Below are 14,987 nucleotides of genomic sequence, written 5' to 3' on the forward strand. Positions count from 1 at the left end.
CTCCTTATATTAACTTGCGCATGATTCACATTCTTCAATGTTGCTTGATGTTGAACGAACATAATAGGTTGTTTTTAAACCGGATTTCCAAGCGGCAAGATGAAGGGCTAATAAATCCTTTGCTTTAATGGTGTTCATTACGTAAAAATTGAATGAGATGGATTGGTCAATATGGCGCTGTCGCATCGCGTTTTGTTGAATGCTCCAATACTGGTCAATATGATAGGCTGATTTATAGTACCAAGTTGTTTTTTCGTTTAAGTCTGGCGCTGTAACTGGAATCTTATAATCTTTTTTTTCTTCGGCATACATCTTCAAAAAGATCGGATCAATGCTGGCGGTACTGCCGGCAATAATCGATGTCGAAGCATTGGGAGCAATCGCCATCACATAGCCGTTGCGCATTCCATGTTTAGCTACGTTTTCTTTCAGATGAATCCATTTGGAAGTGTTGTAGCCACGTTTATCGAAATAGGCCCCTGTCTGCCAATCAGATCCAGAAAACGCTGGGTAACTGCCTTTTTCTTGAGCAAGCTCCATGCTTGCTTGAATAGTGAGATAAGCAATTTGTTCATAAAGCTCGTCCGCATAATAAACGGCCTCTTCTGATTCCCAGCGAATGCCTTTTAAAGCGAGCAAATGATGCCATCCAAATGTGCCTAGTCCGACAGCCCGATATTTTTGATTTGTCAACTGTGCCTGCAAAACAGGGATTTGGTTTAAGTCAATCACGTTATCAAGCATGCGCATTTGAATAGGGACGAGCCGTTCAAGCACATCGTCCATAACGGCTTTAGCTAAATTGATCGATGATAGGTTGCAGACGACAAAATCGCCAGGGATTTTTTCAATGATGATTTTCCCATCTTTTACATATTGTTTTTCCATCACGGTCGGGCTTTGATTTTGGGCAATTTCAGTGCAAAGGTTGCTACAATAAATCATGCCGAGATGTGAGTTCGGATTTTTTCGATTCACTTCATCGCGATAAAACATAAATGGTGTGCCTGATTCTAGCTGGCTGCGCATAATGCTTTTCATAATTTCAATAGCTGGAACTCTCTCTTTTGAAAGGCGCTTTTCTTGAACGCATTCCCAATATTTTTGACGAAAACTGCCGTCCCCTTTTTCTTCATCATAAAAGTCTTCTAGACTGAATCCCATGATTTGTCGTATTTCGTGTGGATCAAATAAATACCAATCTCCGCGTTTTTCTACTTGCTCCATAAATAAATCAGGGATGCAAACGCCTGTGAATAAATCGTGTGTCCTCATCCGTTCATCGCCATTGTTTAATTTGGCATCTAAAAAAGCAAAAATATCTTTATGCCACACGTCTAAGTAGACAGAGATGGCTCCTTTTCTTTGGCCAAGCTGATCGACGCTGACAGCGGTGTTATTCAATTGCTTCATCCATGGAATCACGCCGGATGAAATCCCTTTAAATCCTTTAATATCGCTGCCGCGGCTGCGAATCTTTCCGAGATAGACGCCAATGCCGCCCCCTGCCTTGGAAAGGTTAGCAATATCGGTATTGCTGTCGTAAATACCTTGCAGGCTGTCATCAATCGTATCGATAAAGCAGCTTGATAGCTGACCATAGTTTTTTCCTGCATTGGCTAAAGTCGGAGTGGCAACCGTCATATATAAATTGCTTAATGCCCAGTATGCTTCTCGGATAAAGGCAAGTCGCTGCGTTTTTGGCTCTTTGGCCATCAATGTCATCGCGATGATGAGAAAGCGCTCTTGCGGCAGTTCATATAAATTTCTTTCATAATCACGGGCAAGATAGCGATCTGCAAGCGTGCGGAGACCGATATAGGTAAATAGCTTGTCTTTTTCTGGATTGATGATCGCTCCAATCTCTTTAATTTCTTCTTTTTCATAATCATCAAGCAAAGAATGGTTGTAAACTCCCTTGGAAACGAGAGAAGCGACCAGCTCGTAAAAATCACCGTAGCGTTCTTTTGGATGATAACCGCGATTTTGAGCTGCTTCGTGATAAAGCTTCTGTAAATAAATGCGGGCGCAAACAAAGGTCCAGTCTGGTTCTGCTTCGCTAATATATGAAAGTCCCTCAAGAATGCAATCATTTGCCATTTGTTCGAAGGACGCAGTGTCTTTGTTTTGAATCATGCGAAGCACACGCTTGATATATTCGGATGTGTCTAGATGAGGAAATTCATTTGTAAGATCATGAATCCAGGCAATCAATTCTTCTTGAGAAACGGTTTGAAAAGTAAACGTCATTATCGGCTCCTCCTCTTTCCAATAAAAAAATCCACTCCGGATTGAGTGGATGAAACGATAGTATAAAAAGGAATAAAACTTCCCTTCTTAAACCATCGCTTCATCTTCTCCCTCCCCGAAGAATGTGAAACGAAACAAGCAAGGCAGGTCTCCTGACTTGTGCTTCTTCCTACTTTGGATCCTTCCCGTATACGCGCCGTATAAGCTTTCGTATACAGTGGAGCTTCCATTTCGTCCGCACATACAGTTGCGGGGGCAGTTCTGGATTTACACCAGATTCCCTATTAAGTCCTAAGGGACACCTTTACTTGTGGTTTGTTCTACTATATATAGTTTTGTTTTTATTCTTCGATACAATATATTGTGTTTGTTAGTTGCACTGGTATCATCATATAATAAATCAATGGAAAATTCAACTATAATATTTCTGAAGTGGAAAAATAAAAAACGCGCTCGATCGGCGCGTTTATTTTTGAAGTGGGAGAAATTTAATAAGCAGCGAGCGAATCAGTAAACCGGTGAGCACACCAGGAATAACTGAGAGCATTGGCAGCCAAATTGGTCCAAAAAAAATGCCGAAGATGGTAACGCGGGAAGAGTACATCAGTCCAACTGTGACAAAATAAGCTGAAAAAACGAATGGAAGAAAAGCGTAAGGAGAGCGACCACCGTCAGCATCTTTATAAGCATCCCACATTGCAAAAAAATACAAACACGGATAAAACATAAGCCATTGAAAATCAATGACTTGGGTTGCTTCGATTGTTTTTCCCAAAAAGCTCAGGCGAATGGCTTCATTAAATCGGGATTGAGAGTTTACAATAAATTCTAATAAAATAAAGATGGTTCCTTTGAAATACTTTTGATTCAAAAGCTGTCCGAATCCTGGTAAAGCAATACTCCATAACAACCGTTCAATTGCTTTCACGTTTTCTTAACCCTTTACTAATGGATTTTATTTGTTGATCATCGACTATATCCTATATCGCCTCGTATATAGAAAAAGAGCCCTGCCTTATTTTTATCATTTCCGCTTTTTACAGTTTATATAATTACATTTTATTGAAAATATACATTTTGTTCCTATTGAGATCGGGAATTTGAAAATGGTGCATGTTAGGTGTGTAATTTGACATGTTATGTCTAGTTTTGTTCATGTTAAGAAAATATTTGGGTAACTTTTCAGAATAGTTAGTATAATCGCTGTGAGTAGAGTATAATTTTTTAGTGCAAAGGGGGAGAGGATTTTGAAAGCGGTTAAATCAATCGTGATTTGGGGATTGATTTCGATCATTGGAGCCATTGGCTTTGCGGTATTGGCTCTGCACCGCGGCGAAACGATTAATGCGATTTGGCTCATTGTGGCAGCGGTGTGTGTATATGCAGTGGCTTATCGTTTTTATAGCAAATTTATTGCGCAGAAAGTATTTGAGCTGGATGATAATCGCAAAACACCAGCTGAAGTGATGAATGATGGAAAAGACTATGTGCCGACGAATAAATGGGTGTTATTCGGACATCATTTTGCTGCTATTGCAGGAGCTGGCCCGCTTGTTGGCCCTATTTTGGCATCACAGATGGGATATTTGCCGGGCACGCTTTGGATTGTAGTCGGTGTGGTACTAGCAGGTGCGGTACAGGATTTTGTCATTTTGTTTGCTTCAATGCGCCGCAACGGAAAGTCACTTGGTGAAATGATTAAAGAAGAAATGGGCTCCTTCACAGGGCTTGTTGCTATGCTTGGGATTTTAGGTATCATGATTATTTTATTAGCCGTGTTAGCGTTGGTGGTTGTGAAAGCGCTTGTAGGAAGCCCGTGGGGAATGTTTACCATTGCGGCAACGATTCCGATTGCGATTTTTATGGGAATTTACATGCGCTATCTGCGGCCAGGCCGCGTAGGGGAAGCTTCATTGATCGGTTTTGTTCTGCTGATTGTTTCCCTTATTGCGGGACAGCATGTGGCTGAACATCCGACATTAGCCAATATGTTTACATTTAAAGGGGAGACAATTGCTCTTTTAATGATTGCTTATGGATTTGTGGCTTCGGCGTTGCCTGTATGGCTATTGCTAGCGCCGCGCGATTATTTAAGCACTTTTCTTAAAATCGGAACGATCGTTGGTCTAGCGCTTGGTATTCTTGTTGTTGCACCTGATTTGCAAATGCCTGCTGTGACCAAATTCGTGGATGGAACAGGACCTGTATTTTCAGGAAATTTATTCCCATTTTTATTTATCACCATTGCGTGCGGAGCTGTTTCTGGATTCCATGCTCTTGTTTCTTCCGGAACGACGCCAAAAATGATCGAACTCGAAAGTCATGCCCGCCCAATCGGATATGGGGCGATGCTTATGGAGTCGTTTGTAGCGGTAATGGCTCTTGTCGCAGCATGCGTGCTAACACCAGGGGTTTATTTTGCGATTAATAGTCCAGCAGCTGCTATTGGCACAGATGTAGTCCAGGCTGCCCAAACGGTTTCATCTTGGGGATTTGTCGTTACCCCAGACGCATTGACAGAGTTGGCCAAAGATGTAGGGGAGCAAACGATTTTATCGCGTACAGGCGGTGCACCGACTTTGGCTATTGGGATGGCAGTGATCCTTTCAAAAGTGATTGGTGGAAAAGCATTTATGGCTTTTTGGTACCATTTTGCGATTTTATTTGAAGCGCTATTTATTTTAACGACGATTGATGCGGGAACGCGTGTTGGCCGCTTCATGATTCAAGATATTATCGGACATTTTTATAAACCATTTGCTAAAACCGATTCATTGCCGGCCAATATTATTGCAACGGCTTTATGTGTACTCGGATGGGGATATTTCCTCTATCAAGGAGTCATTGATCCGCTTGGCGGAATCAATACATTATGGCCGCTGTTTGGTATTGCCAACCAAATGCTTGCTGGTATCGCCCTTTTATTAGGAACGACTCTTTTATTTAAGATGGGGAAAAAGGCATACGCATGGGTAACGTTAGTGCCAACAGTGTGGCTATTAGTTGTAACGATGACAGCTGGATTTCAAAAATTGTTCCATCCGGATGCTAAAATTGGATTTTTATCACATGCGAAAGTATTCAGAAATGCGCTAAACGAAGGCAATATTTTAGCACCAGCGACGACAGAAGCGCAAATGCGGCAAATTATTATGAATGATTATGTAGATGCAGCGTTATGCGGCATTTTTATGCTCGTCGTTTTAGCTGTGCTCATTTCGTCGATTAACATTTGGATTAAAGTATTGAATAATAAAGCAACACCTCTTAAAGAAGCTCCTTATATTCCACGGGATGATGGAAATGGGGTTAAGCATTATGCGTAAGCTTCTAGCAAATATGATCAAATATCGGCGGCAATTTTTCGATTTGCTTGTTGGGGTGCCGAATTATGAACGTTATGTTGAACATATGAAAACGCATCACCCGGGAGAACCGATTAAGTCGCGAAAGGAGTTTTTTTGCGAGGCACAAGATGCAAGATATAACGCCAAAGGTGGAAAAGTATCTCGGTGTTGCTGAAAAAAGGGGGATTCTGATCTCCCTTTTCTCTTTCTTTGCTGTTTAGAAATGCCAGAGAACATGATAGGATTTTTTTATGGAGCCTTTATTTTGTTTTATCGGTGAAGGATTGTCGGTTTAGGGACGTTTCATCCAATCTGCTGAGGAGGAATCAAAGATGCGTATATTAGTAGTGGGGGCTGGAGCAGTCGGCGGTTATTTTGGCGGTCGTCTGCTGGAAAAAGGAGTAGATGTCACGTTTCTTGTTCGCGAAAAAAGAAAACAGCAATTAGAAAAACGAGGGCTTGTCATTCGCAGTGTCCATGGTGACGCACAGCTAACTCCCAAGCTGCTTGTTGCCGCAGAGGAAGCAGTACCGTTTGATGTTGTCATTTTTTCTAACAAAGCGTATCATTTGCCTGAAGCCATTCGCGATGTCAAGCCATATGTAGGAGAAGGAACGCTTATTTTACCGCTATTAAATGGTATTGCGCACATGGACTTGCTTTGGCAGGAGTTTGGAAAAGAGAACGTATTGGGAGGACTTTGTTTTATTGAAACAACCCTTGCAGAAGATGGAACGATTATTCAATCAAGTCCTACTCACACTGTCAAGTTCGGTGAATGGTCAGGTGAGATTACCCAACGGGTGAAAAGACTTGATGATCTGTTTTCATCATGCAATGCACGATTTGAGTTGAGTGAACAAATTGTCACTGATATGTGGCACAAATATTTATTTATTGCAGCGATGTCTGGTGTGACGACATTATTCCGTGTTCCGATGGGTCTGGTGTGCTCAGGAGAATACGGGCAAGAAATTCTTTTAGCTTTATTGAAAGAAATCGGAGCCATTATGAGAGCGCACGGGGCCCCAATTGAAGACGGCATTGAGGAAAAACAATGGGCGCAAATGAATAGCATGCCGCCGCAAATGAAATCTTCCATGCAGCGCGATATGGAAAAAGGGCAAATGGTCGAAGTCGATCATTTGCAAGGATATTTGCTTCAACTAGCGAAGCAGCATCAAATCACTACCCCGTTGCTTAAAGCTGTGTATCATCATTTAAAGTTATATGAGCGGCAAAGAGGATAGATTGAGAAGGGACGATGTTTGATTTGCTTGATATGGATAGCTTCAAATGGAAAAAATGGACAGAAGCGAGAAGCAAGAACGTTTCAGTGGACGGAATGAATAATTGAAAAGGGAGCAGTCGAAAGCAGCTAGTTGTTCGCCGCTTGGTTGCGTTTTGGTGCGGCGGAGGCAAGTTCACCGACTTGTCTCCGCCCATGTTTTTTACAGGCTTTAAGTTATGAATGGTGGGATTATTTGCTTTTCGGTTTATCATCGGCAAGTATTCCTTTGTTTGATGATGGCTGTTACTTCCTGTGAAAAATCCTGGTATCCGATGGCGCTACGAAAAAGGCTATTGTCCGTCTTGAGTATGCTTATGATTGGGGATCATTCAGGAGCGTTTTTACTTTTTTCTCAAAGTGTATTGTATCTCGATAGCGGATCATGTAACTTAATAATTAGGATATTGCATGTCGATGAATAGAGGAGGTACTACTTTGAATAAAGCATGGTGGAAAGAAGGGGTTGTGTATCAAATTTATCCGCGAAGCTTTATGGATTCCAATGGAGATGGAATCGGGGATCTTCGCGGCATTCTTTCAAAGCTTGATTATTTGCACGATCTTGGAATCGATATCATATGGATTTGTCCGATTTATCCATCGCCAAATGCCGACAATGGATATGATATAAGTGATTATTATGCCATTGCTGAAGAGTTTGGAGATATGAACGATTTTGACGAACTGTTGCAGCAAGCGCATAACCGCGGCATGAAAGTCATTTTAGATTTGGTGATTAATCACACAAGCGATGAACATCCGTGGTTTGTAGAGTCACGTTCTGCAAAAGATAGCCCGAAACGCGATTGGTATATTTGGCGCGATGGTAAAAATGGAAAAGAGCCGAATAACTGGGAAAGTATTTTTGGCGGATCGGCTTGGGAATATGATCCGTTGACAAAACAGTATTACTTGCATGTTTTCGCGGCGAAGCAGCCTGATTTAAATTGGGAAAATGATGAGGTGCGCCGCGCGTTGTATGAAATGATTAAGTGGTGGCTGAATAAAGGGATTGACGGTTTTCGTGTTGATGCGATTTCTCATATTAAGAAAAAGCCTGGGCTGCCAGACTTGCCGAATCCCAAGGGGTTGGATTACGTTCCTTCCTTTGCGGGCCATATGAATCAAGAAGGCATTATGGAATATTTAAAAGAGTTGAAAATGCAAACGTTTGCGCAATACGATATTATGACTGTCGGAGAAGCGAATGGCGTAAAGGTGGAGCAGGCGGGGGAATGGGTAGGAGAAAAAGAAGGCATTTTTAATATGATCTTTCAATTTGAACATCTGGGATTATGGGAGAAAACCATCAATCATCAAGTGGATGTCCGCCAATTGAAGCGTGTGTTGACGAAATGGCAAAAAGGGCTTGAAAATGGCGGCTGGAATGCTTTGTTCCTTGAAAATCACGATCAGCCTCGTTCTGTTTCAACATGGGGAAACGATAAGGAATATCTTAACGAAAGTGCCAAGGCGCTGGGGGCGCTCTACTTTTTCATGCAAGGAACTCCGTTCATTTATCAAGGACAAGAAATCGGGATGACCAATGTTCGTTTTCAATCGATTGATGAATATCGTGATATTGCGATTAAAAACCTTTATCGGAGCGAGCGGGAAAAGGGACGTTCACATGAAGAAATCATGCCGTCGATTTGGCAAAAAGGACGCGATAATTCCCGCACGCCGATGCAATGGTCTGACGAGCTTCATGCCGGCTTTACTACAGGAACGCCATGGTTAGGAGTCAATGAAAACTATAAAACGATCAATGTAAAAAGGCAGCAAAACGATCCTCATTCGGTTTTTCACTTTTATAAAAAAATGATTCGTCTGCGCAAGGAACATGAAGTATTGGTTTACGGCACGTATGATCTAATTTTAGAAAATGATCAAGCGATTTACGCTTATACGCGGACACTTGGGCATGAACAAGCGGTTGTGATTGTCAATTTGAGCCCTAAATCGGTTCTTTATCGCTATGATGCCATCAAACTATCTTCAGACCATTTAGCGCTGCAAAACTATGAGGTCAAGCCGCATAAAAACGCGACCCGTTTTAAGCTGCGGCCGTACGAAGCGCGTGTTTATATAAATCAAATTTAGCATTTGGAGCTGATGCAATGATCTATCGTTTGATGAGTCAACATTTGCTCAAAGTGGGCAGGTGATCATCGATTTCAGTCCGTCCAACCGAACAGCATCGCTTTCAGACGAACGAAATTCTCTGGAAGCGGTTGGTTGTTCATCGCTTGCATTTATGTTTGATATAGAAAATGGAATTGATAGCGGATTGGAAAGAAGAAGCGCTATTTTTTCAATGGTCAATAACAGATCTACGGAGAAGTCTCCCATCTCTAAACAAAGGGGAGGGGGGGAAGATCTATACTTTATAGATACGGTGTATTTTTTGTTAGGAACAAACAAAGGATTTACTTAGTGATAGGGCGAATGGTTAAGTGGGAGGGATGAAGAAATGAATGATATTCGCTATCCGATTGGAAAATTTGAAAAGCCAGCTTTGTTTCAAGAAGAGAAGATAAAGGAATGGATCGCTGATATTCGTCAATTGCCAACAGCGATGCGTGAAGCTGTCAGTGGATTCAATGAGGAGCAGTTGAACACACCTTATCGTGAGGGGGGCTGGACGGTAGCGCAAGTGGTCCACCATATGGCGGATGCCAGCATGAATGCGTTTTTGCGCACAAAATGGACGATTACCGAAGCGGCTCCTTCCATTAAACCATTTGATGAAAATGCTTGGGCCGAAACGGTCGATGCCCGTTCGGTGTCAGTCGAGCTTTCTTTGCGTTTGCTTGAAGGAGTTCATGGACGTTGGACACAGCTGCTTGAATCGTTGGCAACAGAAGATTTTCAAAAAACGTTCTATCATGAAGGGACCAAAACGAAAATCGATTTATATACATTTGTGGCTATGTATGCTTGGCATGGGAAGCATCATACTGCACATATTCAGCAATTGCGCCAGAAAAAAGGATGGTGAAATGACGGACATCGTGCTTGATGTCCGTCATTTGCGTGAATGCACTTCGTAGATGGCAAATTTTAAATAATCGCCTTCATCGGCAGCAAGCAGCTTCGGATGATCATAGCCGGCTCCGCTCCAATGGACTTGGCGCAAAATTTTTTTTGCATCAAATGCAGCTTCTTCCACCATCGCTTGAAACATATCAGCATGGACATGGTAGGAGCAGCTGGCTGTAACAAAAAATCCCCCATCCTTTACTAATTTTAAACCGTTTAAGTTAATGTCCTTATATCCGCCCAAGGCCTTTGGAACAGAGTGAGCCGATTTGGCGAATGCCGGGGGATCAACAATCACGACATCCCACTGCTTTCCTTCGTGCACGGCCTCTCGCAAATAATCGAACGCATTGGCGACAACGAAATCAACGTTCGTAAAACCGTTTAGTGCTGCGTTTCGTTTCGCTGTCTCAATCGCGTGATCGGAAATATCGACAGCGGTGACATGCTTTGCTCCGTATAAACAAGCATTGAGCATAAACGAGCCTGTATGGGTGAAACAATCCAAAACGGTTGTATCCGTGTCGATGAGCGGGCGAATGGCGGCGCGGTTTTGCCGTTGGTCAAAGAAAAACCCTGTTTTTTGCCCGTTTTCAATATCAACGATGTATTTTACCCCGTTTTCTTCAATGATCACTTCTGTATCGCATGTGCCGTACCAAAATCCTTTTTCTTGCTCAAGCCCTTCCAGCTCGCGGACATATACATCATTGCGCAAATAAATCGCTTTTGGTTGAAATACTTCAAGCAAGCCTTTTAAAATCCAGTCTTTTCGCTTTTCCATTCCAAGGGAAAGAATTTGCACAACAAGTACATCTTCGTATTTATCGACAATAAGCCCCGGCAAAAAATCGGCTTCACCATAAATGGCGCGACAAGAACGGACACCTGGAATCATTCGTTCCCGATATGCCCATGCTTGACGAATCCTTTCCATGAAAAATGTTTCGTTCAATTCTTCGTCTGCATGGTGAGTTAAGACGCGCACAATCATTTGTGAACGAGGATTAATATACCCCTTTGCGAGAAAGTAATGCTGATGGTTATAGACGTTCACAAAATCGCCTGGTTCAAAATCACCTTCAATGTAGTCTACTTCACTTTGAAAAATCCAAGGATGGCCTTGCTCCAGCCGCTTTTTGCGCTTTCGCTTCAAAAAAACGTTTGCCACATTCTTCACTCCATTAAATTAAGTTATTTGCCTTCTCTATCATACAGAATTGCCGATTAGGAAGCAATGATAGGAGGGGAGACTTGACAATCATACGAACAGTGATATGATAAATTTAAATAACTTTATATCCATGCTTCTAATCATCCACTAGGGGGGCCTTTAGATAGGCTGAGATCAAAGTGTGCCTTTGAGACCCTTAGAACCTGATCTGGATTATGCCAGCGTAGGGAAGTGGAAGTGGCGTACTGGCTTTATAAATGTTTGTAAACCACTTTCTTTGCGCTCGCGAAAGAAAGTGGTTTTTTATTGATTCAAGCATGGATATGTTTCCAAATGAAGGAGGGATTGACATGTCATTTTCACAGTTATTGCGTCAAAAGGTAGACGCTATTTGGGAGGCAAGCTTTCATCATCCATTCGTCAAGGAGCTTGGTGAGGGAGCGCTCGACCTGGCGTGCTTTCGTTATTATGTTTTGCAAGATTCCTATTATTTAAGCCATTTTGCTAGAGTACAAGCGCTTGGAGCTGCACGAGCGTTTGATTTGGCAACAACAGCGCGGATGGCGCATCATGCGCAAAATACTCAGCAAGCGGAACTATCTTTGCATGAGAAGTTTGCAAAGCAGCTCGGAATCACGGAGGAGGAAAAAGCTTCGTTCGTTCCGGCACCGACGGCTTACGCCTATACTTCTCATTTGTACAGGGCAGCGTATGAAGGTCATTTAGGCGATGTGATTGCTGCTATTTTACCATGCTATTGGCTTTATTACGAAATTGGTGAGAGATTAAAGCATTGTACGCCGCAGGAGCCGATTTATCAAGAATGGATTGCCGCTTATGGATCGGAATGGTTCCGTCAGTTAGTGGAAGAACAAATTCAGCGATTAGATACGGTAGCAGAAAACGTGTCGGAAGCGGATCGCAAGCGAATGGAACAGCATTTTATCATTAGCAGCCAATACGAATATTCATTTTGGGAAATGGCGTACCGTTTAGAAACATGGCCAATTCAAGGAAAGGAGAAAGTAAAGGATGCAGACAACCAAGGGATTGAAATTAGCTGATATTTTAATTACAATTGTCATTTCCATTGTATTTGGAATTGTGTATAAGCTATGGGGACCATTCTACTATTTTGTTAAGCCGTTTGGCTTCCATCTTGATCAACTCATTTATGGAATGTGGTTCATTGCCGCTACTGTTGCCTTTTTAATTATTCGCAAGCCTGGTATTGCCCTTTTGGCGGAAATTGCTGCTTCATCAAGCGAATTTGTGACCGGCTCTGAGTGGGGACTTGAAGTATTAATTTACGGTGTCGTACAAGGATTGTTTGCAGAGCTTGCTTTCGCTGCGTTCCGCTATAAGCGATTTGATGTGTTTGTTGTGTCGCTTGCGGCGATTGGCTCAACCATTGGTTCGTTAATTATGGACTATTATAAAGGATACATTGAAGCGCTGGCTCCATGGAATTTAACATTGTTCTTTGTTGCACGGTTTGTTGGCGCGATTTTAATTTCCGGCGTGTTTGCTTCCTCTTTAGTGAAAGCACTTGAAGCCACTGGAGTGACGCAAATGGTTCGTTCCGCATCAAAAGAAGATTATGATCAGCTAGACCGTTAAAGGGTGAAGAAAATGGAACTCGTAGCTTTTGTTGACCAGCTGCGGCTCAAATTCCCCGGAAAAGAAGGCTTGCTGTTTAAAGACTTGTCAGTTTCTTTTTCAAGAGGGGAGAAAGTATTGCTGTTAGGTCCATCTGGATGCGGCAAATCGACGCTGTTGCAAGTGCTTTGCGGATTAATTCCGCATTCAGTGGACATTCCTATGAAGGCGAAACATATTCAGGTGCCTGATAACTGGGGATATGTGTTTCAAGATCCTGATTCGCAATTTTGCATGCCGTTTGCGGATGAAGAAATTGCTTTTGCGTTAGAAAATATCAGGGTGCCCCGTGAACAAATGGATGATCGCATTTGTGAATTGCTGCAAATGGTTGGATTATCAATCCAGCCACATACAAATATTCATGAGCTATCGGGAGGAATGAAGCAACGTCTGGCGCTTGCTTCGGTTCTTGCGCTTGAGCCTGATGTACTGTTTCTTGATGAGCCGACAGCGATGATTGATGAAGAGGGAACCGCAGAAATTTGGAAGACGGTAAAACAAATTGCTCATGATAAAACGGTGATTGTCGTCGAACATAAAATTGAACATGTGCTGGATTTCGTGGACCGCATCATTTTATTTAATGAAAGCGGAGACATGATCGCGGACGGCGATGCGGCTTCGATCTTTCAAACCTATAAATCTGTGATTGCTTCACAAGGAATTTGGTATCCGGGAGTTTGGGAGGATTATAGGAAAAAGCGGAGAAATGAACAGCCAGCTTCTGCATCAGATCATGAAATCATTTATCTAAAAGAAATGAAAGGATATCGCAAAAAAGAAGCCAAAATTCACATCGACCAAGCAAGTGTCTGCGAAGGAGAGTGGATTGCGGTAACGGGGAAAAACGGAGCGGGCAAAAGCACGCTGCTGCATGCGCTCATGAAGTTGATTCCAACCGAGGGCACATATGAACTCTATGGCAAACAGCTGCAAAAAACGAAACAAATCGCTCGCCATATGGCTTTTGTTTTCCAAAACCCAGAGTTTCAGTTTGTGACCCATTCCGTCTGGGAAGAGATGGCTTATTCTCTTCGCTTAGAAAAGCGCACGGAAGAAGAAATTTCTAGAAAGGTTGAACAGCTGTTGGCGGCCTTTCACTTGGAAAAACAACGAGATCAGCACCCCTATCAGCTGTCTATGGGGCAGAAGCGTCGCTTGAGTGTTGCGGCCTCCATCATTGGCGGCCAAAAAGTGTTTTTATTGGACGAGCCGACTTTTGGACAAGATGCCAAAAATACGTTCGCGCTATTAGAATTGCTTGAATCATACCGGGAGCAAGGAGCAACGATTATGATGGTCACTCATGATGAACAAATTGTGCAGCATTTTGCCACAAGAAGATGGACCATTGCTGAAGGAAAGCTCGTTCATGATGAACCGATCATTAGGAAAACGACAGCTGATGAAGAATTAGGCAAGGAGGATGCGAGCCATGAGATGGAATATAAGCTATCGTGAAACATGGCTTCACCGAACGAATCCGAGCTTAAAATTGCTCGTGATGCTGGCATTATTTGTGGCTGTGTTATTCGTGCATAACCCAAATGTATTAATGAATTTTTCGCTTGGCTTTTTACTGTTGTTTTTCCTTTATACTGGTTATCCGCTTAAATACTTGTTGCTTTTCTTTTTCCCTTTTTTCGTGATTTTTGTTTCGACCGCCTCTTCCATGACGATGTTTGGGGAGGGAACAACGACTTGGTTTCAATGGGGACTTGTGCATGTTACGAAGGAAAGCTTTTTAAGGGGAATGCATCTCGGTTTTCGCGCTTTATCGTTTGCGCTTTTAGGCTTGCTTTTTTCCTTAACCACGCGTCCTGTTTACTTGTTTTACTCGCTGATGCAGCAGTTAAAGCTGAATCCCAAATATGCGTACAGCTTTTTGGCAGGAATTCGCTTGCTGCCGATTATGCTGGAGGAATTTCAGACCGTGCGTAATGCTTTAAAAGTACGTGGAGCGGATGCGGAGCGCGGGCTCAACACCAAGCTAAAGCGATATGCGATTCCGCTTTTATCGCAAAGCATTCGCCGAGCACAGCGCATTGCGGTGGCAATGGAGGCGAAGAGGTTTTCTAATCAGACCAATCGAACGTTTTATTATCAAATTGGCTTTAGCAAATATGATGTTATCTTTTTGCTGATCATCATTGGCATAACGGCCCTTGCCTGCTATACAGGAATCGTTTTGCCGTATATTCCAGTAACAGATGTGCGGTAG

The 14,987-nt window shown here is 42.6% G+C and carries 12 protein-coding genes and 2 riboswitches; of the genes, 9 read left to right on the plus strand and 3 right to left on the minus strand.

What is annotated here, in order from left to right; genetic code table 11:
• Positions 1-9: 9 nt before the first annotated feature.
• Positions 10-2,250 (minus strand): ribonucleoside-diphosphate reductase subunit alpha, encoded by a 2,241-nt coding sequence (locus tag GRQ40_RS03515; protein WP_066147997.1) that lies wholly within the window; start codon positions 2,248-2,250, stop codon positions 10-12.
• A gap of 124 nt (positions 2,251-2,374) precedes the next feature.
• Positions 2,375-2,571, minus strand: a riboswitch (cobalamin riboswitch).
• 145 nt (positions 2,572-2,716) lie between these two features.
• Complete coding sequence (locus GRQ40_RS03520; protein WP_044745602.1) at positions 2,717-3,178, minus strand: hypothetical protein; 462 nt, start codon at positions 3,176-3,178, stop codon at positions 2,717-2,719.
• 319 nt (positions 3,179-3,497) lie between these two features.
• On the opposite strand from GRQ40_RS03520, the gene GRQ40_RS03525 reads away from it, so the two are divergent.
• The 5 genes from GRQ40_RS03525 (at position 3,498) to GRQ40_RS03545 (ending at position 9,889) form a co-directional block, all read left to right on the plus strand.
• Complete coding sequence (locus GRQ40_RS03525; protein ID WP_066148000.1) at positions 3,498-5,576, plus strand: carbon starvation CstA family protein; 2,079 nt, start codon at positions 3,498-3,500, stop codon at positions 5,574-5,576.
• Entirely contained in the window at positions 5,569-5,772 is a 204-nt protein-coding gene (locus GRQ40_RS03530; protein WP_044745604.1) for a YbdD/YjiX family protein, read from the plus strand. The genes GRQ40_RS03525 and GRQ40_RS03530 overlap by 8 nt, the downstream gene beginning before the upstream one ends.
• Positions 5,773-5,929: 157 nt before the next feature.
• Positions 5,930-6,847: a ketopantoate reductase family protein gene (locus tag GRQ40_RS03535; RefSeq protein ID WP_066148003.1), complete on the plus strand. Its 918-nt coding sequence runs from the start codon at positions 5,930-5,932 to the stop codon at positions 6,845-6,847.
• A 476-nt stretch (positions 6,848-7,323) separates the two neighbouring features.
• A complete protein-coding gene (locus GRQ40_RS03540; RefSeq protein WP_159719374.1) occupies positions 7,324-8,991 on the plus strand; it encodes a glycoside hydrolase family 13 protein in 1,668 nt (555 codons plus the stop codon).
• A 370-nt stretch (positions 8,992-9,361) separates the two neighbouring features.
• Positions 9,362-9,889, plus strand: a complete 528-nt coding sequence (locus GRQ40_RS03545; RefSeq protein WP_159719375.1) for a YfiT family bacillithiol transferase — start codon at positions 9,362-9,364, stop codon at positions 9,887-9,889.
• Between the two features lie 27 nt (positions 9,890-9,916).
• Here GRQ40_RS03545 and GRQ40_RS03550 read toward each other — a convergent pair whose 3' ends face one another.
• On the minus strand, positions 9,917-11,101 hold the full coding sequence (locus GRQ40_RS03550; RefSeq protein WP_080860463.1) for a class I SAM-dependent rRNA methyltransferase: 1,185 nt from the start codon (positions 11,099-11,101) through the stop codon (positions 9,917-9,919).
• 142 nt (positions 11,102-11,243) lie between these two features.
• A riboswitch (TPP riboswitch) is annotated at positions 11,244-11,351 on the plus strand.
• Between the two features lie 103 nt (positions 11,352-11,454).
• On the opposite strand from GRQ40_RS03550, the gene tenA reads away from it, so the two are divergent.
• From tenA to GRQ40_RS03570, 4 genes are read left to right on the plus strand one after another with little or no spacing between them, the layout of a single operon-like run.
• Positions 11,455-12,168 carry a thiaminase II gene (tenA, locus tag GRQ40_RS03555; RefSeq protein ID WP_080860465.1) on the plus strand — a complete coding sequence of 238 codons (714 nt, stop codon included), beginning with the start codon at positions 11,455-11,457 and terminating at the stop codon, positions 12,166-12,168.
• Positions 12,137-12,724 (plus strand): ECF transporter S component, encoded by a 588-nt coding sequence (locus GRQ40_RS03560; protein WP_044745759.1) that lies wholly within the window; start codon positions 12,137-12,139, stop codon positions 12,722-12,724. The genes tenA and GRQ40_RS03560 overlap by 32 nt, the downstream gene beginning before the upstream one ends.
• A 12-nt stretch (positions 12,725-12,736) precedes the next feature.
• Entirely contained in the window at positions 12,737-14,227 is a 1,491-nt protein-coding gene (locus tag GRQ40_RS03565; protein ID WP_080860466.1) for an ABC transporter ATP-binding protein, read from the plus strand.
• Positions 14,202-14,987: an energy-coupling factor transporter transmembrane component T family protein gene (locus GRQ40_RS03570; RefSeq protein ID WP_159719376.1), complete on the plus strand. Its 786-nt coding sequence runs from the start codon at positions 14,202-14,204 to the stop codon at positions 14,985-14,987. The genes GRQ40_RS03565 and GRQ40_RS03570 overlap by 26 nt, the downstream gene beginning before the upstream one ends.

It is taken from the genome of Anoxybacillus sp. PDR2 (genome assembly GCF_009834045.1).
GTDB lineage: Bacteria > Bacillota > Bacilli > Bacillales > Anoxybacillaceae > Anoxybacteroides > Anoxybacteroides rupiense.